Origin of the sequence: Butyrivibrio sp. WCD2001, from assembly GCF_000424485.1 — a bacterium.
Classification (GTDB): domain Bacteria; phylum Bacillota; class Clostridia; order Lachnospirales; family Lachnospiraceae; genus Butyrivibrio.
In genome coordinates this window covers 41,720-65,046 of the sequence record NZ_AUJZ01000005.1, presented here as the reverse complement: position 1 = coordinate 65,046, position 23,327 = coordinate 41,720, and the positions used below count along the sequence as shown (strand labels likewise).

Below are 23,327 nucleotides of genomic sequence, written 5' to 3'. Positions count from 1 at the left end.
GATCAAATGTCGCTAAAGTAATTAGTTATTTATCCCTTCACTGCTCCTATCATCACGCCCTGGTTGAAGTATTTCTGCAAGAAAGGATAAAGGGCCATGATAGGCAATGTAGAAACCACAATTGAAGCATATTTCATCATGTCAGAGAGCTGCCTCAGCTCCTGAGCCATTGTTCCCGTCGCCGCTCCCAGCAAGGACTCATTGGAAATGAGAATTCTTCGAAGGAGGAGCTGCAGCGGTATGAGATCTTCATTTTGCAGATAAATCAGTGCATTAAACCATGAGTTCCAAAGTCCTACCGCGGTCCAAAGTCCGACTACGGCAATCACTGCTTTTGAAAGGGGCACTGCAAACTGAACAAAATATCTCATGGTGCTGCAGCCATCTATTTGTGCCGCTTCCCAGAGGGATTCCGGCAACGAGTTTTGAAAGAAAGTTCTCGCAACTATTATGTTGTAAGTGGATACCGCAAATGGAATCACCATTACGAAGAATGAATCAAGAAGTCCAAACTGCTTCACTACAAGGTAGGTTGGAATCAGACCGCCGCTTACAAACATAGGGATCAGGTAGAAAGTATTTATCCATTTTCTACCGGGCAGGTCTTTTCTTGACATAGCGTAACCGGCCGTTATATTAACGAACAACGAAACCAAAGTACCGGTGAGGGTATATATAATGGTGTTCCAATAACTTTTCCAAATCTGGCTCTGTTCGAAAAGCTTTTGGTATCCCCTTACATCTATAACTTTTGGCCATAACCAGACCTTACCGTTTGCCACATCCGCGGGATTACTGAAGGATGCGATTATGACAAACCAGAGCGGATACATTACCGCGATTATCATGAGGACCGCAATCAGATGAAAAATGACGTTTACCATGTTGTCTCCGGAAAATTTGCTTCGCTTTTTTATTTCCATCCGGGAGGTCTCGAATTTAAGTATGTTTTCCATAGATTTATTTCTCCTTTTCATTCCCCTCATCCGGCGCTTCGCGCCACCTTCTCCCATTGGGAGAAGGCATTGTCAAAACAGACTACTGTCTGTCAACTTCCTTGCCATGAAATTCACGAGCAAGAGAACTATCACATTAACTACCGTATTGAACAGACCGATCGCTGTGGAGAGGCTGTACTGCATGCTCTGCATACCCATCTTATATACGTAAGTTGAGATGATCTCACTGCTCATGATGTTCTGAACATTCTGAAGAAGGAACACCTTTTCAAAACCTATGCCTAAGATACTGCCAGCTCTCATGATAAGGAGCACCATCGCTGTCGGCATGATCATCGGAATATCGATGTATCTGATTTTCTGAAGGGTGCTCGCACCATCCACGGTCGCAGCTTCGTAATAAGTGGGGTCTATTCCTGCGAGAGCTGCCAGATATATGATGCTGTCCCATCCAAGGTGCTGCCAGATGTCGCTCCACACATATACGTGCTTGAAGCTTGCCGCGCTTGACATCACATTCGGAAATTCCTGACCGAAGAGCCTCCACAGATTGGCGAACAGTCCGCTGCTGGGTGATAAGAAGATCAGCACCAATCCGCACATAACCATGGTTGATATAAAGTGCGGAAGGTAGGTGATTACCTGGAAGACCTTCTTGAACATCTTTGTCTTCATCTGGTTACACATAAGTGCCAGCAGAATCGGAAGGGGAAATCCCACAGCTATGCTGTACAGACTTAGCAACAGCGTGTTCTTTATAGTCACCCCAAACTGATAGGACTTAAAGTACTGTATAAAGTTTTTCATTCCCACGAAGGGGCTGTGTAAAATTCCGAGTGCCGGCGAGTAGTTCTGAAAAGCGATTACAATTCCGACCATCGGAAGGTAAGCAAAGCAAAAAAGCAAAATCGCCGACGGCACAAGTAACAGATAAAGTTGATAGTATTTTTTGAAATTCTTAAGTGTTTTTTCTTTCATGTCGTTTCTCCTTACGTGCTAAATGTTATATTTTTCAAAAATCAAAAAATAGCACTTTTCAGATTTATGGATAGCACTTTTCCGAACAGGAAACGATTTAATGTGGTGCAATCTAAATCTTTTACTTATAATTAAGCTATGAAAACGAAAAGAAGAAATATGGGCTATCCGGTGGTGCAGATTTTAAGGAAAACACTTTGGACAGCTATCCCTGTAGTCATTATTTTTGTGTTCATAAGCGGCTACTCTTTTTGGGAAATAAGAAGACAGAACAATCTCGCACTGGAAAATGCCATAACAATTTATCAGAATGATCTAAGCCACCGGCTTGATGCCATCGCGCACTTCGTCCAATGGACAGTCGTGCACGATCCCATTCTTGATGCCTTCTCTTCGGAGAAGCACATGGGCGACTTCAGGCAGGCGGGTAATGATCTGCGCCTTCGAGTAAGTGATATGCAATATTCCACAGGCTCGGAATATATGTACTTTTTCTACTGGGATGAGGGCGATATTTTCATAAATGCCTCGGAACTTACAGTAAACTATGAGACCTATAAGAAGATAAAAAAGAAGGTAATTGATGATGTCGAAAAACCGGCCAGCGGCGACCGCTTTTCATGGATTCCAAGTGTTATAGACGGAAAGACTTATCTGTACTATCTGGTCACCTATAAACATAGGACCTTCATCTCGCTGGTTTCCATTGATGATATATTGTCTCCGCTCTTCACAATCAATCTTGGATCACACGGCAATATCACCTTCCAGGATCTTGTGGGAAATACTTACTATCAGAGCGCAAAGAGCCCCGAAGGGCTTATCGGTTATTACTACAACAGGCTCTATTTTCGAGGCGAGGACGCCGGTCTTCCCTTCACGCTGGTTATCGATTCGGACATGCTGGGCAACTACGGTAAGATATTCCTTCTTCAGTTCCTGGTGGTCCTGACCGCTCTGGCTCTTAGTTTAATTATGGGAGGCTACATACTTGTAACCTATAAGAGGGTGATTCTTCCGATCAAGATTTTTTCAAGTAATCTGTCAAAAATGGATTCCCTCTCCGACGCAGAGTCCGCAAGTCTCGATCTGACAGACAGCAAGATGCAGGAGCTCAACCAGATAAATGACCAGTTTAAAAGCCTCGTTCACGAAATAACAAGACTTCGAATAAACATATACGAAGCTGAGCTTGATCAGAATAAATTCAGGATCCTTTTCCTGCAGCAACAGATAAAACCACACTTTTATTTAAACTGCCTGACGACGATAGACAGTATGCTGAGTCTCGGAGATACCTCGGCAGCCAGGAAAATGCTGCAGTTCACATCTAAGTACTTCAGGTATTTATTCCAGGCGGACAAGGATTATGTGCCGCTTAGCAGTGAGATTGCGCACGCTGAGGATTATCTTGATATCCAGATGATGCGCCTTTCGGAGGACATCGATTATAGCTGCGACATTGATGAAAAGGATATGGACGTGATGATTCCGCCGCTCCTTCTGATCACTTTTGTGGAAAATATCATCAAGTACGCGGAGCCCTCCGGCGACTCTCTGAAGATATCCATCACGGGACATGACTATGTCAGAAACGATGAGGATTACATTGAGATCTGCATAAGAGATAACGGTCAGGGATTCCCTTTGGAAGTTATAGATAAAATAAGGGCCGGTGAGTACCTGACTACAGAAGACGGCACCCATATAGGAATCTCCAACTGCATCAGAAGACTTAAGCTTCTCTATGAGGATAGATTTGAGTTCACTTTGGAAAATGATGAATTAGGCGGAGGTGTCGTGAAAGTTGGTCTTCCGTTTTTGAAAGGAATTATGAATAATGCAAGTTCTGCTGGTAGACGATGACCGCTTTGTTATTGCGGCATTGCAAAAAGGAATAGCCTGGGAAAGCCTCGGAATAACCGAGGTTTTCACCGCCGGCAACATAAATACCGCCAAAGAAATTATGGCGAATAATAATATAGACCTGCTCCTTAGTGACATAGATATGCCACACGGTTCAGGTCTTGATCTGCTGAATTTTCTTCGCGAGCAGGGAAATCCCGTGCCCACAATTTTCCTGACAAATTATGCCGATTTTACTTATGCGCAAAAAGCCATCGAGCTAAAGAGCTTCCACTATTTCCTGAAGCCCATCGACTACGCAGAGCTAACAAGAATTATTAAGAAGGCTCTGAAGGAAGCCGAATCCTTGCAGGAAACCAGGGATCTCCGGGAAGCTTTTTCCGAAGCCGGTCCCACTATTCCCGAGATTCCTACCGATGCCTCCGAAAACGAATCCAATATCAAGGCGCTTCTTAAGTATGTCGATGATCATTTTCGTGAAGAAATAAGCCGCGAGCAGCTCTCAGTCATGTTCTTCTTCGATCCTGATTACATAACCAAAATCTTCAAGAAGGAGACCGGCATGAGCTACAAAAATTATGTGATTGAAAAGCGCCTGTCCCTTGCAAAGGAGCTGCTTACCGAATCGGACTATCCTATTCACGACATAGCACAGTACGTCGGCTACGACAATTACTCTTATTTCACGAGACTGTTCAAGAAGAGTTTCGGTGTAACCCCGATTGAGTTCAGGGGGAAATAATTCAGGCCTTAACAGCCCACCTCAGTTTTGTGGATTTACTGCGTGGATTGAGTCTTTGTTCCTCCGGTGAAGGTCTTGTGACATCCCTGGAGATATCGCTGTAGACTCCTTCCTTGAAGAGAGCTTTGAAGGACTGCTTCACAAGTCTGTCCTCTCCTGAGTGAAAAGTCAGAACCGCCACTCTTCCACCGGGACTAAGGATATTCGGAAGCTTTTCCAGGAATGCATAAAGCACCTCAAATTCCGAATTCACATCTATTCGAAGCGCCTGAAATACTCTGGCACAGCTCTTTTTTATCGCATCGTTTTTCTCTTCCTTTGGTACCTTCCACAGAGCAGATTCTATCGCAGCTTTGAGGGCTGAAGTCGTATCCATGGGATCGCCTTTTTTCATAAGGTTAAATACCTTGTCCGCAATCTCCTCCGCGTAGGGTTCGTCGGAGTTCGTGGCGAGCATGCCCACAAATTCATCTCTTGTAATACTGTGAAGTCTCTCTGCAGCGGATTGTCCGTGCTCCGGATCGAGTCGCAGGTCAAGCGGACCTTCGATCTTGTAGGAAAATCCCCTCTTGGGGTCATCTATCTGCATGGAAGAAACGCCGAGGTCCGCCAGTACAAAGTCAAACTTCCCGGCTTCTTTGCAGACTTCATCTATGTTGGCAAAATTGGTGAGTTTGAATTTAAACAGATTTTCATCAAAGCCGGCTTTGCGAAGTCTCTCCACAGTCTTCTTCGACTCAATAGGATCTACATCCAGACCATACACACAACCTTTTCCCTGAAGCTGCTCCAGCATCTTCCTGGTGTGACCGCCATACCCGAGAGTGCAGTCAAGTCCTTGCTCACCCGGCTGAATTTTCAGCACATCAAGAATCTCTTTTACCATGATGGAGATGTGCATCCCCGCGGGAGTCGAGCCCTTTGAAATTACATGAGCAACCGTATCCGCATACTTCTCCGGATTTTGTTCCTTATATTTTTCTTCGAATTTCCTGGGATACTTCCCGGAGTAATGAACTCTTCTCTTATGTTGTTCCATATTGTTGTCCTCATTTATTCTTTGTGGAAGCACAGCCTGCCCGGCATTTTATCAGTGCTTACAACTTCATCCCCGTAGGGAATGCCTCTTTTCGCATAAGTCCCCACATCTTATCGATGTAGGAAAGCGTGTAGTAGTTTTCATAATAATGGAAATAGAAGGCGCCTTTTTTTGTCAGCGTCAGCATACCATTTTCCTCAGTAATATATCCGAATAGCTTCGCCATGAAAATTTCAAAGCCATACATTTTCTTTAAAGGCACTCCGAAGAAATCCTCAAAATCCCGTATGTTCACTCTTGTGCTATATGATGTCCAGAACAGGTAATAGACCATGCGCTGTCTTTTCCTGAAACGGATGGTCAATGAAGTCGGAAGTTTTCCCTCTGTTATGCGCTTGCAGTACTCTTTAGTTGAAAAGGTATTAACCTTGAAGCTGTCCTTTAGAAGAGTTGTTGCAGAGCATCCAAAGCCAAGGAAATTCTCCCTGGTCATAGATGAATACTTCGCTTCCTCCTTAGTGGAAAAGGTCCAGATAGAGCTCCTGTAAAATCCCTTTTCCTCGAAATACTCAGTCATCTCATCCATGAGTTCTCGCTTTTGCCGCTTGGGCATCGCCTTGACCGGACTTTTCGTGAAGGTAAAATCAATGAAGGGATAAACTGCCACATGATTGGCTCCGGTCTCAAAGGCCTTATCTATATCTGACTTCAAATCTTCTATTGTCTGCCCGGGAAGTGCAAAAATAAGGTCCATGGAAACAGTATCAAAGGGCACCTCGTCCAAAGCCCTGTTCATTGCATCTATATCAATGCTTTTTCTTCCAAGTACGCTGCCGTATTTTTCCAGAAAGGATTGTATTCCTATGCTGATTCTTGTGACACCGGCTTCCTTCAATTTTCTTAGCGTTTGAGGTTCTACATTATCCGGATGAAGTTCTAAGCCAATTCCGTCCGTTATTACGAAGTGCTCCTTAAGAGCACCTACTATGTCGCCAATTCTGTCTGCTGCGAGCGCGGGTGTTCCACCTCCGAAATAGAGGCTGGTCACTGTCTTCTTTTCCTTATACCTGCTGCCCACAAGATGTATCTCTTTGATGAGAGCATCTATGTACTCACTCATTTTGTTCTCATCATAAATCTCTTTGCAGTAGGGACAGAAGTTGCAAATGGATCTGCAAAACGGAATGTGCACGTAGAGCCCCAATTGCTCGGCTTTTCCGTAATCCAGTTCGTTGTCGTATTCATTGGTAAAAGTAAATGGTTCAAGACTTCTGGTAAACCACATCCTTGTAAGTTCAGTTTTAAAGCTCATATAAAATCCTATTACACGTATTTCAAGTAAGTTCTAAACATCTCAAAAATAACTCTTAAGTTGCCGCCAAACAAAAGTGTGTACTCGGCAACGAAGAAGTAGCCGCACTCATCGCAAAGACCGGGCACATCGATGCATCGTCCGCACACTGATATCTTGCCGTTTTCGATTACAAGGCACTGCGCACAGGGTGTGGGAAAGCTGTTGTTTATGAGGTACGGAAATGCGCTCTTTAAATTAAAGACCGGAACTCCCTCATCCATCATCTGCGATATAACCTCACAGCACTGAGCCTTCTCTTCCTTAGACAGCGCAAGCTCCCTCGTATCGGGATAGGGCGTATGGAAATTGAAGGACACTGCACGGACATTTTTCATGTCTCTTGCTGTATAGCAGACGTCTCGAATAGCATCCTTATTTATCTGATTGACCGCCATGTAAAAACAGATGTTGTCCGAAGTCGCATTTTTAATATTCTCCATGATGGTATCGTAGGTGTCGCCTCTGACCGCGTTATGTCTCTCCCTGTCTCCGTCAAGACTTAGCAGTATCAGGTCCGCCTCCGGAAGATCAATCGGAAATGTCCCATTCGTAACCACATTTACTATGAGAAAACCCATGGCTTTAGCTTCATGAACAAGGTCTTTTATAGTCCTATCGCCATCTCTCCAGATAAAGGTCTCGCCTCCGCAGAAAAAGAGAATTTTTACGCCCATATCAAAGAGCTGCTTCATCTCACCTTTTATCTGTTCATAGGGATGCATCACCGCCGTTATGTTGTTTACCGAGCAGTGCTTGCACTTTAAGTTGCACTTATCTGTAACTATAACCGTCCCCAGGATTGGATCCTTTTTCTTAAATAATACTGTCTTTACTCCAAACCGCATAAGCGGCCAAAATGCTGATGCTTTCATGTCCTCCCCACCTTGCGTGCTTATTCTTCTTTAGTGGTGTTTTCTGTGCTTTTAGCTTTTCTTTTCATTTCACAGATGCGTTTTGGGGATAGTATCTGTGTTTTTTACTTTTCTTTCCATTTCACAGATGCTTTATAGGACAGCTTCTGTGTTTTTAAAATTTCTTTCTGTTTCACAGATAGTCCTCTAGAACAACGTCTGTGTTTTTCCGAGTTTTCTTCAAAACACAGATGATTCCCAAGTTGTCATCTGTGTTTTTTCTATTTTTCATCTAAGCACAGATATCACCCCATATAATCGTCTGTGTTTTCTTAATTTTCCTTCAAGACACAGATACAGCCAAAATTATCATCTGTGTTTTCCTTATTTTCCTTCAAAACACAGATACACTCATAACAATCATCAAATCACCTTGCAACGCGTACTTACCTCATAAAGTGATATCACCTGCTTAGCCGCAGCTTCCATATTCTTCATGGCAGTCTCTTTCTGCATTGCTTCTTCAAGCGTCGTGACACCTCTGACTATAGGAAAATAGGCATCAATTCCGGCTTTGTTGCAGGCACCGGCGTCCTCTGTAACACTGCCCGCGAAAGCGATTACGGTCTTGCCATACTTTTTTGCAAGTGCTGCTACACCGACAGGTGCCTTCCCCATCGCTGTCTGCGCATCCAGCATGCCCTCACCTGTTACGACGAGGTCTGCATCTTTTATATATTCCGCAAGCTTCGTCTCCTCCAGAACAAGCTCAATTCCGGGCTTCAGCGTAGCATTTGTAAAAACAAGAAAGGCAAAGCCCATTCCGCCGGCTGCTCCGGTCCCGGGATATTCAGCATCTGCACTAGTCCCCTGACACTTAGCATCTGCAGGGTATTTTGCCATAGCCAACCTTGCATAGTTCTCAAGCCACTTGTCCATATCCCCTATCATCTCAGGGGTTGCACCCTTCTGAGGTCCGTATATTGCACTGCAGCCGTTTGGTCCGCATAGCGGATTTTTCACATCACAGGCAACCAGAAATTCGCAGTCCTTAAGCTCCGGAAGTACATGCTCATCCGAAATTTCTGCAAGGTCTTTAAGGCCCTTTGCTCCGAGGGCTATCGGCTCTCCTTTTTTATCAAGAAATTCGTAGCCAAGGGCTGAAAGCATTCCTGTTCCTCCGTCGTTTGTGGCGCTTCCGCCGATTCCGACTATGAATCTCCTGCATCCCTTGCCGATTGCATCTCTTATCACTTCTCCGACGCCGTAGGTCGTAGTATCAAGCGGACTCAGCTCACTCTCTGAAAGCAGCGTAATGCCTGCTGCTCCGCTCATTTCAATTACTGCCAGCTTTTTCTCACTTATAATTCCGTAATCGCAAATGACTGGTTTACCTAAAGGTCCTGACACAGTCACTGATATCCGCTGTCCGTTCATGCCTTCTATAAGGGCGTCCACAGTTCCTTCGCCGCCATCCGCAAGAGGTCTGACTATAACTTCTATGTCTGGATCAACTTTCCTCGCTCCTTTTGCAAAGGCATTTCCTGCCTCGATTGAGGACATGCTCCCTTTAAAGGAATCTATGGCTGTCACTATTTTCATAAAGCCTCCTCCCGGTAATCCGGAATATTAAATTCCTCTGCCGCAAGTGCAAAATACTTCTCGTCAATCTCCGGCCACACGGTCTGTTCTCCGGCTTCCTCCGAGAGCTTTGCTGCCAGCGCTACCATCTCCGCTGCGCGGTCCTCTCCGGTTAAAAGGATCTTGATGTTGCAATTGATGAACCATTTTCCTTTCTCAAGAAGTCCAAATGAAACCATGTCGTGAACCACTTTTTTATTGTCATAAGGTATCTTCAGAAATGTCGGCTTCCATACAACTTTGCCATCAGATAGCTCGTCCTCCAGGATCATGCACTGAGCAAATCCTGCATCATTTATGGATATTCCGATGCATCCCGAGTTCATATAATGCTTGTCTTTGTAAACATATTCTCCGGGGAAATGGGTGTGCGCACATATCATGTAATCGCACAGAATCTTATCGAGCCAGGACCTTGCTTCATCACTTCCAAGCTGTATGAGTTCCCTGGAACTTACCGGCGATCCGTGACAGCACCTAATTGTGGGATAGCCGTTTTTTTCATAATCGAAAGTAATTGGTAATTTACTGAAAAAATCCAGGTCCTCATCAGTCAATTGTTCATAGGTAAAAAGCAGATTCCCACTTGCGGAATTGTATCTCCAAAACTGATCTCGCCTGCCTTCTTTTAGTACCTTCTGCTGCCCGAGCATGTACTCTTCTCTGTTCCCCCTTAGAAGGTGGCATGTATGCGAGCCGATAAACTCGTAGAGACAGTCCATTGTTTCCCTGGTGTAGGGTGTGTCAGACACATAGTCGCCAAGGAAAATATATTCATCGCAGCCTTCCTTCTCCAAATACTTTATGCATTCCTTAAAGGCCACTATATTGCTGTGTATATCGGATAAGATTCCGATTTTCATGGGAACCTCCTAATTTAAATAAATAATCACGTCGTTCAAACTATCGAGCACTGCTTCCGAAAGCTGTTTCATCTCATCATTCGCAGGCAGAAGATCCGGAACCATTATCGGATGAAGGCCGCCTCTGTGAGCGGCTCTTATGCCGTTGAAGGAGTCCTCGATCGCATAGGCATTTTCCGGTGCGACGCCTATTTTCTCACAGGCGAGCAGAAAAATGTCAGGCTCAGGCTTACTCTTTGAAACCATATCTCCCGTAACTATCTCATCAAAATAGTCCAGAATTTTCGCATCCCTTAGCTGGTTAACTACGGTCTGCCTTCTGGTTGATGATGCAAGGGCAATCTTTTTCCCATTATTCTTCAAAAAATCCAAAATCTCAAAAACTCCGCTTTTCATCGGGAGTCTTCCGCCATCATATTTTTCATGGTACATCTTCGAAGCTTCCTTCGCGTACTCATCATAAGGAAAATCCGGTCCATAGGCGTTCATCATGATTTCTCTTGTCTTTGCATCATTTGTGCCGGTGCACTCAAGATAAGGCTTCTCAATCCCTTCAATCCCGTACTTCTCAGCCAGCTCTATCCAGCAATACATTGTTGCTCTCTCGGAGTCGAAGATGACTCCGTCCATATCAAAAACTACCGCCTCAAATTTTTTCATAGCTGCAATATCGCCCATTTCATCTCCTCCGCAAAAGTCTTTTTTACATAGATACTATAATAAAATAAAAGGAGCGCATGCACAATGCGCTCCTTAAGCATCCTCACTATCTATCAGAAATTGTTTCCGTTCCATCCCCAATCATCAGATCCGAAATAGCGGATATACATATGATCAGGCGCTACCCCAAGAATGTCGCCGTATATTCCGGTCAGTTCCTTTGTCATCTTCCCATAGGTATCCGGAGATGCATTACCGTAAATCTTAACCTCAATGAATGCGGTAGGCGCAGAATCATCTCCCCTGAAGTACATCGGAATATCACCTTCAATGGCCAGCATGAGCCAGCTCTCGCTCTTTCCGGGGATGATTGAGATTGCCTTTCCAAGACGCTCTTTGAGCTGAACTTCTTTTTCTTTTGATACTGTTACATTTGTTTTTGTTGAAATAAATGGCATGACTTTTTCCTCCTATATCATTAAAATCTGAACTTCTTAATTCCCAATAACTTGATTTTCAATAGCATAATCACCAGAAAATAGCCCACCATATGAATGCAGATCAGTAGCATACCTGCAGGACTGAATATATCAGAATCTCCCACAAGCTTGAAGCTGTCCATAATCGGCGGAAGAAGTATGCAAGGCACCTTAAGAATCGGATAATTGTCAATCAGTCCGAGTTTGCATATCGCCAGGACCGACACGAATATTGCTCCTATTATGGAATCTCTTCTCTTTGTAAAAATTCTCGGATGAAAAAAGTCCCCGACTTCCATACCTGCAAGTCCGCTCACAAAGATAATCAGGCCGCCGAATATCACATCAAAAGCGGTCATGTTTCTTGTGAAAAAATTGTTGTCCGAAAGATATCTTATAATCGGATATCCAAGCAATATCAGCGTATAAATGCAGTTAATTCCAAACATTATAAGTTCTCTTGAAAGGTAGTAACTTTTTCCGGACTCGCAGTGCAAAAGAAGCGTTTCTTCAAAGACATCATTTTCTTTTGCCTGGAGCGTCATGGAAATAAATACGCCAATGATGTAGATAAAAAATGACGACATCAAAAAACTGCTGCAGATAAACACAGGCTTTACGGAATACATAGCTCCGATAAAAATCGCAGTTGCAACCGTAGGGATAACAAGGACTGAATTTTTAGCAAGGAGTTTGCGCCTTATATTGCAAAGGCTAAGTAATGTTTTCATACCTCACTCCCTCCTACAACTTTCGGCCTGTCATTCGCCACATCCGCTGACGCCTCTACAAGCTTTCCTCGGTCTATCATATAAACCTTATCCGACAATTCATCAACAAGTCTCTGCTCATGGCAGGACATGAAAACAGTAACTCCCTGCTTTCTGAGTTCATTTATCTTAGCTATGAAAACCTCCTGCGAATCCGTATCCTGTCCTGAAAGAGGCTCATCAAGCAAAAGAACATCGTGCTTTTTAATAATAGCCTGAATGACACCTACCTTTTGAAGGCTACCCTTTGAGAGCTTATCAAGCCTTGTATGTATCATCGATTCCAAAAAGAAATCATTTATCAGATGCATCACCTCTCCGGAGTCCACACCTTCCATAGCGGCTATGCCATTTAAATAGTCAAGCATCTCTATTTCCATTCCGGGAAATTTCTCGGGTACATATGAAAATCGGAGTTTTTGATGATAATTCACAGCCCCGCCGCTAAGTGAGATAAGCCCTGCAAGCACCTTTAACATCGTACTTTTCCCGCAGCCGTTGTGTCCAATAAATGCGACAGACTCCCCCCTGACAAACGAAAGTGAAATGCCATCCAGCACCGTGTTTCCGGCATATATTTTAGTCGCATTTTCAAGAGTTATGATTTTTTCACTGTCCTGCTTGTAAGCCATCCGTTCTCCTTTTTTCATACACATCCCGAAACTTCTAAGCCTTCTATTACAGCGCCTTCTCGTAGCATAGGAAGTCCTGATCGTACATGAAGCATTCGCCGACAACATTAAAATCAAAAACCGAGTAGCAACGTATAGCTTTTACATTGTACTTATTCACAAGAAAATGGATGCTCTTGTAGCCACGCGCCTTGAGTTCATCCATACCGCGCTGCATCAGCTTTCTTGCAATTCCCTTACCCTGCATAGACGGATCCACCGCAACACGTGCAAGCTCTCCCCCGGGAAAAAGTTCTTTATTCCAACATTCCAGGCTATCCACAGCTTCGTCTACTTCAAGAGAAATTGCAGCAATTACCTTATCATCTTCCTTTATAATAAACAGAGCATCTCTGGACAGATCAAAGTCAATCGTTTCATTCGACGGATAATCCTCATCCCACGCACAAAACTCCCTGCCCTTTTGCATCTCATATAATGCCAGTATCTGCTCTCTGTCGTTCTCCATTGCGAGTTCAATTTCCCCCACTTTATTACCTCCACATCAAAACCTTTTTCTCAACCTACGACATTCTTATTAGTATAGTTCAAACTTTTCACACTGAAATAGAAGCTATCGCCTCGTTCATAATTGCATCGACGGCTGCTCCCAGAACGTCGAGTCCGCTGGCCTTTATAAGGCTCACGTCCTTAATTCCGTAGTAACTCTCAGCGAGCGCTTTTATATAGCCATAGCCGTATTCATCGGGAACCACAGGGCCGCCGGCTGTCGTAACATAGTATAGTTTGTCAGCCTTGCACATTCCCTTGGGCATGCCCTCCGGGGTATATAAAAAGGTGATTCCAAGTACATTTATGGCTTCAATATACTGCTTCAATTTTGCAGGAAAAGACAGATCCCAATAAGGCGCAGCGATAACTATCGTATCCGCCTTGGCAAACTGTCTTGCAAGATCAAACATCTTATCATCGAAAGCGCACTGCTCAATGAGATTTTCTCTCTTAGTCAGATATTCTTCGCTTGTGGTCTCAAAACTGATATCTTCCAGCTTTACATACTTGACCTCTCCCGAGAGTTTTTCCATAAGAGCATCCGCAAGTCTCTTAGTTCTGGACTTTTCACGAACACACGCATCAATGTAAAGAATCATTTTATTCCTCCTTTTCTGATCCGGTCACGAATTATATCCCAGTCGGTGCAGCGATGATAGTTTGCACCGGGAAATTCTGCTTTGCTGTTCCAGGGTCTGTCAAACACCAGGACATTTAGATCCGGCAGATGATCGAAGAATCCGAAAGCCATGGGTGAATCCTCCACCGCATAATCAAAATGCATCTTGTAATAGTCCTCGAGTTCCAGATTGAACTCACCGCCTTTATAGAAAAAGTCCCTTCCGTATTTATTAAGGAAAAACAGCTTCGGGCGACTTAAATCATGCTCCTCAAGCCACTGTTTTGATGCCTCATAAGCTGCGAAAGGACGGCCTGTAATTACAAAAACTTCATGTCCCTCATCAATAAGTTCATTAAGAACCCTTGATGCTCCGGGCGTCTCTTCATAGGAAAGAAGAATCTCGGGGCGATGTCCCTCCTTCATCAGCTCAGCGTATTCTTCATCATTCAGTGAAAAGGACTCCTGAAGATTAAAGGAATGGAGCTCTTCGTAGGGGACATTTTTCCCAAAAAGTCTGGATGCGATCTCGACAAAAGATAGTGCCGTCTCGCATAGACAATCATCAAAATCTACGTAAATTTTCAGCGGTTCTCTGCTGTACATAATTATCTCCTTTTACCCCTCATCCGTCAGCTACGCTGACACCTTCCCCCTTTCATAGGGGGAAGGCATTATTGAAATTTTCTTCTGAAAAGCTTAAGCAACACCGCGCCCCATATTGCAAAAAGAACAGCTGCAATAAAAAGGCTTACGGGCGTCTCATCCTTCGACCACACACCCACATGATACATGGGAAATGGGATAAACACATATCTGACTGCTCCCTTTATGAAAAACGGAACAAAAAAGGTGATGCCAAACAGGCCGGACAACTTGCCAACTGCCATGCCCTCTACCTTGTTGGAAGATATGGCCACAACAAGAAAGGATGTGATTATTCCGCAAAGTGATGATGAAATAACCATAACAAAAATTGCGGGAATACTCAACTTTGTAAGGGCAAATACAGGAAGAATAACCGCTGTCATAGCTCCCGATATCACTCCTGGAAGAAGGATTCTTGATAGAAGATACCCGTTTTCTCCGGGCGGCGTCACCAGTATATATTTTGCGATCCCGTCGTCGATTTCTCCAAGAACCACAAGTCCTCCTATGAAGGCAAACATCATACCCGTGAGAATTGCAAGGAGCCAACTGAAAAAATCATAGTAGGGCACAAGAAAGCTGCCATAGCCAAACCCTGCAAGAATCTTTTCCTCAAAAATCGGTACTCCGAATCTGAAGATACTCCCCACCAAAAAGGGTGCGATGACCAGCATGATCATCATCATATCGCGGGTTATCTGTTTTACCATAAAGCCAAACATCTTACATGTAGCACTCATAATTTATTCTCCAACATTCTTATACATTCTAATGACGCATCTTTGTGCGATAAGATACAGAACTCCAATCCACGCAGCAAGGCTTATCAGTGAAAATGGCAGCATATCGGTATTTCCCTCAATCAGCCTCATAGCGGCGCATCCGGGGTGAATCAGCATCAGCGGATTGTCCCACATAATCCCTGCTCTATACACGATAACAGGCGCAAAACCTATAACTTCAAAGGGCACGGTACCCAGTATGTATTGATTGAGGTTACTGACCTTTGTTCCAACTATAACTCCGCACAGGCTAAAGAGAATCGATCCTGCGAGTATCCCCGCCATACACAAAAGCAGGTTATAGGTAGATCCAAAAAGGATCAACACAAGCCCCACAACCAGAGAGATTATCGCAAAGGAAATCACTTTTCCGAAGATATACTCTGTGGGTGTAACCGGCGAAATTACTATTGAGCTTGTGATATGCTGGCTCTTTTCAAGCAGGATCAACGCTCCCATAAAGAACATCCCCATTGCAGCCGGATCCGAATATACGCAGCAGGACACAATGATGTTCCTGATATTTCCTTCAAAGAATGAGAAGATTATCATGTAAACCAGAATTACGAGGACGTACAGAAAATAAAAGCCGTACTTCCACTGAAAGATGATGTCACCTTTTATTACATTCGCTTGTCTCATAGTAGTCACCCGTTAGTCCAAATGTGTGCCGGTTATCTCAATAAAAATATCATTGAGTGTGGGCTCCCCGCTGTGAATCGAGGTTAACCGGTTTTCATCAATAAGCTGCTTTAAAGTCTCGTCGCCACTGATGTCAGAAAGAATCGTGCTCACCATTCGCTCCTGTCCGTTCTCCATATAGGTGTAGGTCACTCTGGCTGCACCGCGACTCATAATGAAATTATGCGGAGTATCCACCGCCTTCATCTGGCCGTCCACGATAAACACAACTCTGTCACAAAGCTCGGTCGCATCCTGCATGTCGTGCGTAGTGAGAATGATGGTCTTACCCTTCTCCTTCTCTTTCCGGATAAGGTCCTTCATAATCTTGGCGTTATTGGGATCAAGGCCGCTGGTGGGCTCATCCAGAAACAGCACGTCCGGATCGTGGATCAGCGACTTGATGAAGTTCAGTCTGGATTTCATGCCCTTGGAAAAAGCTGAAACCTTCTTATCTGCGTGCTCATACAAGCCGACTTCCTTTAGAAGTTCATCGATATCCCTTTTGTTTCCGCTGTAGAGTGACGCGAAGTATTTGAGATTTTCCCTGGCGGAAAGCTTATCAAAAAGGCTCGGGAATTCAAAATCGACACCGATTTTCTCATAAAAATCCTTGCCGTGATTTTTGCTCTCGGTACCTAGAATGCTGGCGCTCCCCTCATAGTTTGTGCATATTCCGGTAAGCACCTTCTGCAGGGTGCTCTTACCTGCACCGGAGGGTCCGAGGAATCCGAAAATTTCTCCCTTATCTACAGAAAAAGTAATGTCCTTCAGAAAGGGAGTTTTACTGTAGCTGAAATAAACATTTCTAACATCAATCACCTTGTTGTCTGTCATAGCCTGATCTCCTCTTTTTTATGCTGTCCTAAAAATCGTACAGTTATTTGAATCCTGAGTTTTATTCCAAAATCTGTATAACCAGTCCTTTTACCAGCATGCGCATGCTCTCTCTGAGGTTCTCCTCTCCAATGACATGCTTGTACATAGAACCGAATAAAATCATTGAAAAGGATCCAACAACTGCCTCGACGTCGAGCCCCTTCCTTGCAGCCACTTTTGCTATAATACCTGCTCCCATACGGGTGTCCTGATCCCTGTGGTTTTGAAGCAGATCCTCCGGAAGCTTCGAAAGAACCTGGTTCATCGCCTCAGGCTCAAGCAGTACCTTGAGGCAGGAAGTGGTTGTAATTTCCATCGCCCCGAGGATCACCTCAGCGATCTCATCGATACATTCAGAGAAGGCTCCCTCCTCCTCGGGATCAATATTATGGCTTGCGATTATGGAAAGAAATCCCTTTGTAATATAGTCATCCACCTGCTCATGGAAATCCTGGGCCGCATCGAAAAACAGCACCTCTTTACATGGATAAAAAAGGTAGAATGTTCCCTTTGGAATTCCGGCAAGTTTTACCAACTCATCCACGGTAGTCTTCTTGACACCTTTTTTCATCAGCATCTCATTGGCTGCTTTCTTTAAGCGGATAATGATCTGCTCTCTTTCACTTTCTGTGTAGGTTTTTGGCATATACTTATCCTCTTTTTGACCAAATTTGTATTTTTAGTCATAATAACCCTTCTCATAAATCGATGTCAATACTTTTCTGACTAATTTTATATTTTTAGTCAAAAAATAATTCAGGGCATAAAAATACCCCTTTTACAGGACTATTTTCATCCTGTAAAAGGGGCATTTTATTATATTCTGCTCTTCACCTTGGAATTAATCTCTTCATAAAGAGAATCCATGAGCTTCTTGGTTTCAGCGATGATATCTTCTTTTTTCACAGAGAGCTGTACGCTCTTATCTCTTGTGCAGAGCTCAATCTCTCCGTTAGCAAGAGCCTTGGGACCAACAATCACGCGAACCGGAACGCCCAGGAGATCTGCATCGGCAAACATGACGCCGGCGCGGACATCTCTGTCATCGTAGATAACCTCTACGCCCATGTTTGTGAGTTCCTCATATATCTTGTCAGCTGCTTCTCTGCAGGCATCATCGTCCCTTCTCATGCAGCATACATGCACTTTCCAGGGCGCAACAGTGATGGGCCAGATAGGCCCCTTGTCATCGTGGCGGGCTTCCATGATACTTGCCGCAAGACGGCCAACACCGATTCCGTAGCATCCCATGATAGGTGTCTTGGAACTACCGTCCTCATCCGTATAGGTCATCTTCATGCTGTCTGAGTATTTGGTACCGAGCTGGAAAATATTACCGACCTCAATACCTCTGCTGATTCTTATGGTTTTCTTACCGCAGCAGGGACAGATGTCACCGTCACGAATTTTGCTGACATCAACGTACTCCACATCTCCAATATCTCTCTTGATGTTGAGACCGGTGTAGTGATAGTCTGTCTCGTTGCCGCCGCAACACAGGTTCTCAATGCCTTCAAGTGACTTATCATAAACAATCCTGCAATTGCCGTGCTGCTCGTAAGGTCCGCAGAAGCCGGCAACAAGTCCCGATTCCTCAGTGATCTCAGCCGGGTGAACCTCCTCATGAAGGTAGTTTACAAGCTTTGTCTCATTGACCTCGTAGTCTCCACGAATGAAAACAACTACATACTCGTCAGTCGCATTTATCTGATAAACAACAGCCTTACAGGACTCCTCAACCTTGCTCTTTAAGAAAGCGCATACATCTTCGATGGTCTTGCAATCAGGCGTGTAAACCTTCTTAAGCTCACCTGCAGGCGTGCATCCGGAATTGTCCACTGTTGTCTCCGCAGCTTCCATGTTTGCGCTGTAACCGCAGTCATCACACAGTGCAATGGAATCCTCTCCTGCGTCCGTAAGCAGCATATACTCGTGAGATACGCTTCCTCCTATCATACCCGAATCAGACTTAACCGAGATAACATCAGGAATACCTGCTCTCTCGAAAATTCTGTCATAAGCGTTTGCCATTCTGTCATAGTATTTCTCAAGGTCTTCCTGAGAAGTGTGGAAAGAATAAGCATCCTTCATTGTAAACTCACGTACTCTTATAAGTCCGGCTCTGGGACGGGCCTCGTCACGATACTTAGTCTGTATCTGATAAAAAGCGAAAGGATAATTTGCATAGGTGCTTCCGTACTCTCTCGCAAGATGGACAGCTGCCTCCTCATGGGTCATACCAAGTACCATAGGAGTATCATTACGATCCTTGAATCTCAAAAGCTCTTCGCCAACGCTCTCATAGCGTCCTGATTCCTCCCAAAGTGCTCCCGGAAGAACCACAGGAAACATGACTTCCTGGCAATCCACACCGTCCATTTCCTCTCTCAGGATCTTCTCGATGTTCTGAGTAACTTTCTTCATGGGCGTGTAAAGTGAAAAAATACCGTTTGATACACGCTTTACATAACCGCCGCGAAGGCTGTAAGTGTGACTGTCAATCACACAGAAAGCGGGCTTTTCCTTGAATCTCACTCCGACTAATTTGCTAAGTTTCATAATGCATAACTCCTTTCACAACAAATAATGAGGTTGTGTATGCCTGTTGACCTTTGCGTGTGAAGCAGACACGAACTCGAAAATGCTTCGCAAAAGAAAAGTCCTAAGCATACTTTATTTGTACACTTAGGACGAATAATGTTTTTATCCGCGTTACCACCTAAATTCAGGCCTGAAAACCTGCACCTCATTGCAAGCAAGCACTCGCATGTCTATGATCACGGTGACCTCCGTCAGAAGTTTCTGATTCTCTTGAATAAAATCAGTTTTCCCTTCTGCTGCTCCCAGACGGGTTCAATATCCGAAAACCGAAGCCTCTCACCAACCGGCTCCTCTCTGAAGGTCTCAAGATACCTACTATTTCTGTTCTTAGCATTTAACTGTTATTTTAATCCATATCAGAAAAAATACAAGCCCTTTTCTCTCAGCAAAGCCTGGTTTAATTTAGGAGCCTTGCATCTGTGAGTGTGCAGTACATCGCACCGTTCTCCTCATAGGTATTGAAAATTCCCTCCACTGTCACTTCCGGAACATCTGTCCCCGGATAGTTCCCATCTGCCAGTTCGAACTCAATTCCCTGGGCGCAGCAAGCGGTCGCGTCTGTAATTATGCAAGAGTGATAGTCCTTCCCGGTGTTGTCATCATGATAGATGTCATAAAGCCCCTGCATCTTAACCTTTCTTCCGACATACATGCCCGGAGTCATCATCATCTGATATACCTCCGCGTAGATCATGGTGGATGACATCGCTGTGAGATCAACCTCTGAGGTGTCGGTTGAATCTGTGCCTGCGGTTTGTGTTGATGCGTCTGATGCAGTTGTAGCAGTGGCTTCTGTTGGTGTGTCAGTTTCGTCTGCGGAAGAACTATCTATTAATGTGTCGATTTCATCTTTGGTAGCTGTCTCTGTTGATATATCGTATACGTCTGAAGTTAAGTCTTCCGTAATTTCCCCTTCTTCATTTTTGCTTCCACACGCTGTCGCAAGCACAAGCATACAGCATACTATCAGCAAGTTCCTTATCACATTTTTATTCATGCAAGCTTCCTCCCTGCTAGCGATCCGCCACAGCAGATTGCAAAGCCAACCACGTCGATAGCAACAATGGTTGAGCCTACAGGTGTACCGGCAAGTATGGAAACAATGATTCCCACAAGCGCACACACTACGGAAAATACTGCAGAAAAAACAGTCACATTTTTAAAGCTGGTAAACAGTCTCATCGCTGATAGTGCCGGAAAAATAATAAGTGCCGATATCAAAAGCGAACCCACAAGGTTCATCGCAAGAACAATGATAATTGCAGTAACCACCGCGATAAGAAGGTTGTAAAAATCCACTTTGGTTCCGACAGCCCTGGCGAAGTTTTCATCAAAAGTCACTGCGAAAATTCTGTTATATAGAAGCACATACGCAGCCACAACAAACACCGACATAACCACGCACAGCCATACATCAGTCATCGTGAGCGTCAGGATCGATGTCGATCCGAAAAGCGTCGTGCAGACATCACCTGTCAGGTTGGAACTCGTCCCGAACACGTTCATAATAAGATATCCGAAAGCCAGTGCACCGACTGATATCATGGCGATTGCGGCATCCCCCTTCACCTTCGCATTACGGCTTGTCCTTAGCAGAAAAATCGCGCTGATTATCGTTATCGGAAGAACCAGTGTCATTCTGTTTGTGAGATTCACTACGCTTGCCACCGCAATCCCGCCAAAAGCCACATGTGAGAGCCCATCTCCGATATAGGAATATCTTTTCAGGACGAGCGTTACTCCAAGAAGCGATGAACACAGAGCTATCAGAACACCGACAATCAGTGCATATCTTACAAAGGGATATTGCATATAAAATAAAAGCTTTTCCATGTCACACTGCCCTCCTTGTGTTAAGTTTTTCATACTCGATAAAAAGTTTACCTTTTTCGCTCGCCATGAATTCCTCGGCGGTTCCAAAGAAGATATCATCCGACATATACAGAATATGGCTTGCATATCTTATCGCTGCCTGAATATCATGGGATATCATGATTATCGTCATTCCGTCAACATTCAGCTTGCTTATAAGCTCGTACATCTCCCCTGTAATCTGCGGATCAAGTCCCGACACAGGTTCATCCAGAAGAAGAATTTTCCCTGCGGCACAGAGAGCTCTGGCCAGAAGGACTCGTTGCTGTTGTCCGCCGGAGAGTTCTCTGTAGCATCTGTCAGCAAGCTCTGTAATCCCCAGCTTTTCCATATTTTTAGCCGCAAGCTCTTTTTCTTTCTTTGTGTAAAAAGGTCGAAACCCAAGCCTATCCTGGCATCCGGAGATTACGATTTCCTTTACTGACGCAGGAAAGTCCCTCTGAACGATCGTCTGTTGCGGAAGATATCCTATTTCATTTTTTGTTATTCCGTTTCCAAAAATCACATCACCGGAGACCTTGTCGCAAAGGCCAAGGAGTGTTTTCATGAGAGTCGTTTTTCCGGAGCCGTTTTCCCCGACGATGCAAAGATAGTCACCCTCATTAACCTCAAAATGCAAATTCCTTGCCACTACTGCGTGGTCATAACCAAGAGTCAGGTTGCTGACAGATAATAACTTCATAATAATTCTCACTTTCTGAATGTGCTTCGTTACTCGAGCGCTTCCTTTAATACTTCAAGATTCTGCTCCATGGTTCCGAGGTAGGACACGCCGCCCTCAACATCCTCAGAGGTTGTGCTCTGCATGGAATCCATTGTCAAAATCTGCTGATTTTTATCTTTTGTATTGCTTATTATTGTTTCCGCAATCTTGTGATTTTGTCCCTCAATCGTAAGCACGCTCTTAAGTCCGAGCTCATCCACTTTTCCCGATAAGAAAGCTATAGTCTCAAAGCTCGCCTCAGTCTCAGCTGAGCATCCGACAAAGGCTGCGTAGTAATCAAGGCCGTAGTCATCAGTCATATATCTGAAGGGGAATCTGTCTCCGAACAGAACCGTCTTTACGGAAGCTCCGGATACCGCGCTTTCATAGGCAGAATCAAGAGAAGCAAGTTTTCCCATATAGTCATCTGCGTTAGCCTTGTAGGTATCTGCATTCTCAGGATCGATGGTTGCAAGAGCATCGGCGATCTTCTCAGTGATGACCTGCGCATTTTTCAGAGAAAGCCAGACATGTTCGTCGTATTCAACCTCTTCCTCGGTTTCTGAAGAATCGGCAGCGTTCTCATCTGCATCCTCGCTTTCCTCTTCCTCAGCCTGCATGCCTTCTACAACCTCTTCTTCCTTGACGGTATCTCCGAGAGCGTCCATCAGATTTATAACCACCATGTCATCATTTGTTCGCTCAGCAAGGGCATCATCCACCCACTCGTCAGACTCGCCACCGACATATACGAACAGGTCGCACTCCGATATTTTCATGATATCCTCAGCTGTTGGCTGATAGCTGTGAAGGTCTACGCCGTTATCAAGGAGCATGGTGATATCCGCATCCTCAGCCTTTTCTCCGAGAACTTCTTTTACCCAGTCGTACTCCGGAAAAATAGTGCAGACGATTTTCATCCCGTCATTTTTTGCAGCACCATCGTCTTCATCTACTTCGCTGCTTGTAGCAGTCTCTTCGTCAGTTATCTCCACATTTTCACTCTCCGGAGATTCAGCAACATTATCTGTCGCGGAAGTAATCACAGTCTCGTCAGAACTCTTTCCGCACGCACAAAAACAAAGCACCGCTGCCATTGCAGCCGCCGCAATCGAAAATTTTTTCATAGTAATGTCCTCTCTATTCACTTTTATTA

General features: G+C 44.5%; 25 protein-coding genes and 1 other annotated feature. Of the genes, 2 read left to right on the top strand and 23 right to left on the bottom strand.

The features are described from left to right. Positions 1–29: 29 nt before the first annotated feature. Positions 30–956 carry a carbohydrate ABC transporter permease gene (locus G630_RS0105250; protein WP_022762148.1) on the bottom strand — a complete coding sequence of 309 codons (927 nt, stop codon included), beginning with the start codon at positions 954–956 and terminating at the stop codon, positions 30–32. Positions 957–1,028: 72 nt separating this feature from the next. Next, positions 1,029–1,937 (bottom strand): ABC transporter permease, encoded by a 909-nt coding sequence (locus G630_RS0105245; protein WP_022762149.1) that lies wholly within the window; start codon positions 1,935–1,937, stop codon positions 1,029–1,031. A 138-nt stretch (positions 1,938–2,075) separates the two neighbouring features. Between G630_RS0105245 and G630_RS0105240 the strand changes: the two genes are divergently transcribed. After that, positions 2,076–3,803: a sensor histidine kinase gene (locus G630_RS0105240; RefSeq protein WP_081667810.1), complete on the top strand. Its 1,728-nt coding sequence runs from the start codon at positions 2,076–2,078 to the stop codon at positions 3,801–3,803. Further along, on the top strand, positions 3,778–4,545 hold the full coding sequence (locus tag G630_RS0105235) for a response regulator transcription factor (protein ID WP_022762151.1): 768 nt from the start codon (positions 3,778–3,780) through the stop codon (positions 4,543–4,545). The genes G630_RS0105240 and G630_RS0105235 overlap by 26 nt, the downstream gene beginning before the upstream one ends. Position 4,546: 1 nt before the next feature. Here G630_RS0105235 and rsmH read toward each other — a convergent pair whose 3' ends face one another. The 21 genes from rsmH to G630_RS0105130 form a co-directional block, all read right to left on the bottom strand. Beyond that, a complete protein-coding gene (rsmH, locus tag G630_RS0105230) occupies positions 4,547–5,584 on the bottom strand; it encodes a 16S rRNA (cytosine(1402)-N(4))-methyltransferase RsmH (RefSeq protein WP_026497974.1) in 1,038 nt (345 codons plus the stop codon). A gap of 58 nt (positions 5,585–5,642) precedes the next feature. Then, entirely contained in the window at positions 5,643–6,896 is a 1,254-nt protein-coding gene (locus G630_RS0105225) for a coproporphyrinogen-III oxidase family protein (RefSeq protein WP_026497973.1), read from the bottom strand. Positions 6,897–6,907: 11 nt separating this feature from the next. Further along, positions 6,908–7,810: a radical SAM protein gene (locus G630_RS0105220; protein ID WP_026497972.1), complete on the bottom strand. Its 903-nt coding sequence runs from the start codon at positions 7,808–7,810 to the stop codon at positions 6,908–6,910. A 402-nt stretch (positions 7,811–8,212) separates the two neighbouring features. Next, entirely contained in the window at positions 8,213–9,391 is a 1,179-nt protein-coding gene (locus G630_RS0105215) for a glycerate kinase family protein (protein ID WP_022762155.1), read from the bottom strand. Further along, the gene (locus G630_RS20820; RefSeq protein ID WP_049946105.1) at positions 9,388–10,293 is read right to left on the bottom strand and encodes a metallophosphoesterase family protein; all 906 of its coding nucleotides are present in this window, start codon (positions 10,291–10,293) and stop codon (positions 9,388–9,390) included. The genes G630_RS0105215 and G630_RS20820 overlap by 4 nt, the downstream gene beginning before the upstream one ends. 9 nt (positions 10,294–10,302) lie before the next feature. Beyond that, positions 10,303–10,971 (bottom strand): HAD family hydrolase, encoded by a 669-nt coding sequence (locus G630_RS0105205; protein ID WP_242829907.1) that lies wholly within the window; start codon positions 10,969–10,971, stop codon positions 10,303–10,305. Positions 10,972–11,066: 95 nt separating this feature from the next. Next, complete coding sequence (locus G630_RS0105200; protein ID WP_022762158.1) at positions 11,067–11,411, bottom strand: phenylpyruvate tautomerase MIF-related protein; 345 nt, start codon at positions 11,409–11,411, stop codon at positions 11,067–11,069. 20 nt (positions 11,412–11,431) lie between these two features. After that, complete coding sequence (locus tag G630_RS0105195; protein ID WP_026497970.1) at positions 11,432–12,163, bottom strand: hypothetical protein; 732 nt, start codon at positions 12,161–12,163, stop codon at positions 11,432–11,434. Further along, on the bottom strand, positions 12,160–12,834 hold the full coding sequence (locus G630_RS20815; protein WP_049946104.1) for an ATP-binding cassette domain-containing protein: 675 nt from the start codon (positions 12,832–12,834) through the stop codon (positions 12,160–12,162). The genes G630_RS0105195 and G630_RS20815 overlap by 4 nt, the downstream gene beginning before the upstream one ends. A gap of 46 nt (positions 12,835–12,880) precedes the next feature. Beyond that, positions 12,881–13,363 carry a GNAT family N-acetyltransferase gene (locus tag G630_RS0105185; protein ID WP_026497969.1) on the bottom strand — a complete coding sequence of 161 codons (483 nt, stop codon included), beginning with the start codon at positions 13,361–13,363 and terminating at the stop codon, positions 12,881–12,883. 67 nt (positions 13,364–13,430) lie between these two features. After that, a complete protein-coding gene (locus G630_RS0105180) occupies positions 13,431–13,985 on the bottom strand; it encodes an NAD(P)H-dependent oxidoreductase (RefSeq protein ID WP_026497968.1) in 555 nt (184 codons plus the stop codon). Continuing rightward, positions 13,982–14,611, bottom strand: coding sequence for a 5' nucleotidase, NT5C type (locus G630_RS0105175; RefSeq protein ID WP_022762163.1), 630 nt, complete (start codon positions 14,609–14,611; stop codon positions 13,982–13,984). Before G630_RS0105175 ends, G630_RS0105180 begins: the two co-directional genes overlap by 4 nt. 68 nt (positions 14,612–14,679) lie before the next feature. Further along, positions 14,680–15,393, bottom strand: coding sequence for a hypothetical protein (locus tag G630_RS0105170; RefSeq protein WP_026497966.1), 714 nt, complete (start codon positions 15,391–15,393; stop codon positions 14,680–14,682). Between the two features lie 3 nt (positions 15,394–15,396). After that, positions 15,397–16,077, bottom strand: a complete 681-nt coding sequence (locus tag G630_RS0105165) for a fluoroquinolone export ABC transporter permease subunit (RefSeq protein WP_026497965.1) — start codon at positions 16,075–16,077, stop codon at positions 15,397–15,399. Positions 16,078–16,089: 12 nt separating this feature from the next. Beyond that, complete coding sequence (locus G630_RS0105160) at positions 16,090–16,938, bottom strand: ABC transporter ATP-binding protein (protein ID WP_026497964.1); 849 nt, start codon at positions 16,936–16,938, stop codon at positions 16,090–16,092. A gap of 76 nt (positions 16,939–17,014) precedes the next feature. Next, positions 17,015–17,641, bottom strand: coding sequence for a TetR/AcrR family transcriptional regulator (locus tag G630_RS23390; RefSeq protein WP_022762167.1), 627 nt, complete (start codon positions 17,639–17,641; stop codon positions 17,015–17,017). A gap of 170 nt (positions 17,642–17,811) precedes the next feature. Beyond that, positions 17,812–19,554 (bottom strand): proline--tRNA ligase, encoded by a 1,743-nt coding sequence (locus G630_RS0105150; RefSeq protein WP_026497963.1) that lies wholly within the window; start codon positions 19,552–19,554, stop codon positions 17,812–17,814. A gap of 124 nt (positions 19,555–19,678) precedes the next feature. Next, positions 19,679–19,934: a binding site (T-box leader), on the bottom strand. Positions 19,935–19,993: 59 nt separating this feature from the next. Beyond that, complete coding sequence (locus G630_RS20805) at positions 19,994–20,593, bottom strand: hypothetical protein (protein WP_049946103.1); 600 nt, start codon at positions 20,591–20,593, stop codon at positions 19,994–19,996. Next, on the bottom strand, positions 20,590–21,429 hold the full coding sequence (locus G630_RS0105140) for a metal ABC transporter permease (RefSeq protein WP_026497962.1): 840 nt from the start codon (positions 21,427–21,429) through the stop codon (positions 20,590–20,592). Before G630_RS0105140 ends, G630_RS20805 begins: the two co-directional genes overlap by 4 nt. A gap of 1 nt (position 21,430) precedes the next feature. Further along, the gene (locus G630_RS0105135) at positions 21,431–22,150 is read right to left on the bottom strand and encodes a metal ABC transporter ATP-binding protein (RefSeq protein ID WP_026497961.1); all 720 of its coding nucleotides are present in this window, start codon (positions 22,148–22,150) and stop codon (positions 21,431–21,433) included. A 29-nt stretch (positions 22,151–22,179) separates the two neighbouring features. Then, positions 22,180–23,298, bottom strand: coding sequence for a metal ABC transporter substrate-binding protein (locus G630_RS0105130; RefSeq protein ID WP_026497960.1), 1,119 nt, complete (start codon positions 23,296–23,298; stop codon positions 22,180–22,182). Positions 23,299–23,327 lie beyond the last annotated feature (29 nt).

Excerpts from the sequence above, each read along its gene's own strand:
- G630_RS0105250 (WP_022762148.1), bottom strand. The coding sequence starts at position 956 with ATGGAAAACATACTTAAATTCGAGACCTCCCGGATGGAAATAAAAAAG.
- G630_RS0105245 (WP_022762149.1), bottom strand. The coding sequence starts at position 1,937 with ATGAAAGAAAAAACACTTAAGAATTTCAAAAAATACTATCAACTTTAT.
- G630_RS0105240 (WP_081667810.1), top strand. The coding sequence starts at position 2,076 with ATGAAAACGAAAAGAAGAAATATGGGCTATCCGGTGGTGCAGATTTTA.
- G630_RS0105235 (WP_022762151.1), top strand. The coding sequence starts at position 3,778 with ATGCAAGTTCTGCTGGTAGACGATGACCGCTTTGTTATTGCGGCATTG.
- rsmH (WP_026497974.1), bottom strand. The coding sequence starts at position 5,584 with ATGGAACAACATAAGAGAAGAGTTCATTACTCCGGGAAGTATCCCAGG.
- G630_RS0105225 (WP_026497973.1), bottom strand. The coding sequence starts at position 6,896 with ATGAGCTTTAAAACTGAACTTACAAGGATGTGGTTTACCAGAAGTCTT.
- G630_RS0105220 (WP_026497972.1), bottom strand. The coding sequence starts at position 7,810 with ATGAAAGCATCAGCATTTTGGCCGCTTATGCGGTTTGGAGTAAAGACA.
- G630_RS0105215 (WP_022762155.1), bottom strand. The coding sequence starts at position 9,391 with ATGAAAATAGTGACAGCCATAGATTCCTTTAAAGGGAGCATGTCCTCA.
- G630_RS20820 (WP_049946105.1), bottom strand. The coding sequence starts at position 10,293 with ATGAAAATCGGAATCTTATCCGATATACACAGCAATATAGTGGCCTTT.
- G630_RS0105205 (WP_242829907.1), bottom strand. The coding sequence starts at position 10,971 with ATGGGCGATATTGCAGCTATGAAAAAATTTGAGGCGGTAGTTTTTGAT.
- G630_RS0105200 (WP_022762158.1), bottom strand. The coding sequence starts at position 11,411 with ATGCCATTTATTTCAACAAAAACAAATGTAACAGTATCAAAAGAAAAA.
- G630_RS0105195 (WP_026497970.1), bottom strand. The coding sequence starts at position 12,163 with ATGAAAACATTACTTAGCCTTTGCAATATAAGGCGCAAACTCCTTGCT.
- G630_RS20815 (WP_049946104.1), bottom strand. The coding sequence starts at position 12,834 with ATGGCTTACAAGCAGGACAGTGAAAAAATCATAACTCTTGAAAATGCG.
- G630_RS0105180 (WP_026497968.1), bottom strand. The coding sequence starts at position 13,985 with ATGATTCTTTACATTGATGCGTGTGTTCGTGAAAAGTCCAGAACTAAG.
- G630_RS0105175 (WP_022762163.1), bottom strand. The coding sequence starts at position 14,611 with ATGTACAGCAGAGAACCGCTGAAAATTTACGTAGATTTTGATGATTGT.
- G630_RS0105170 (WP_026497966.1), bottom strand. The coding sequence starts at position 15,393 with ATGAGTGCTACATGTAAGATGTTTGGCTTTATGGTAAAACAGATAACC.
- G630_RS0105165 (WP_026497965.1), bottom strand. The coding sequence starts at position 16,077 with ATGAGACAAGCGAATGTAATAAAAGGTGACATCATCTTTCAGTGGAAG.
- G630_RS23390 (WP_022762167.1), bottom strand. The coding sequence starts at position 17,641 with ATGCCAAAAACCTACACAGAAAGTGAAAGAGAGCAGATCATTATCCGC.
- G630_RS0105150 (WP_026497963.1), bottom strand. The coding sequence starts at position 19,554 with ATGAAACTTAGCAAATTAGTCGGAGTGAGATTCAAGGAAAAGCCCGCT.
- G630_RS20805 (WP_049946103.1), bottom strand. The coding sequence starts at position 20,593 with ATGAATAAAAATGTGATAAGGAACTTGCTGATAGTATGCTGTATGCTT.
- G630_RS0105140 (WP_026497962.1), bottom strand. The coding sequence starts at position 21,429 with ATGGAAAAGCTTTTATTTTATATGCAATATCCCTTTGTAAGATATGCA.
- G630_RS0105135 (WP_026497961.1), bottom strand. The coding sequence starts at position 22,150 with ATGAAGTTATTATCTGTCAGCAACCTGACTCTTGGTTATGACCACGCA.
- G630_RS0105130 (WP_026497960.1), bottom strand. The coding sequence starts at position 23,298 with ATGAAAAAATTTTCGATTGCGGCGGCTGCAATGGCAGCGGTGCTTTGT.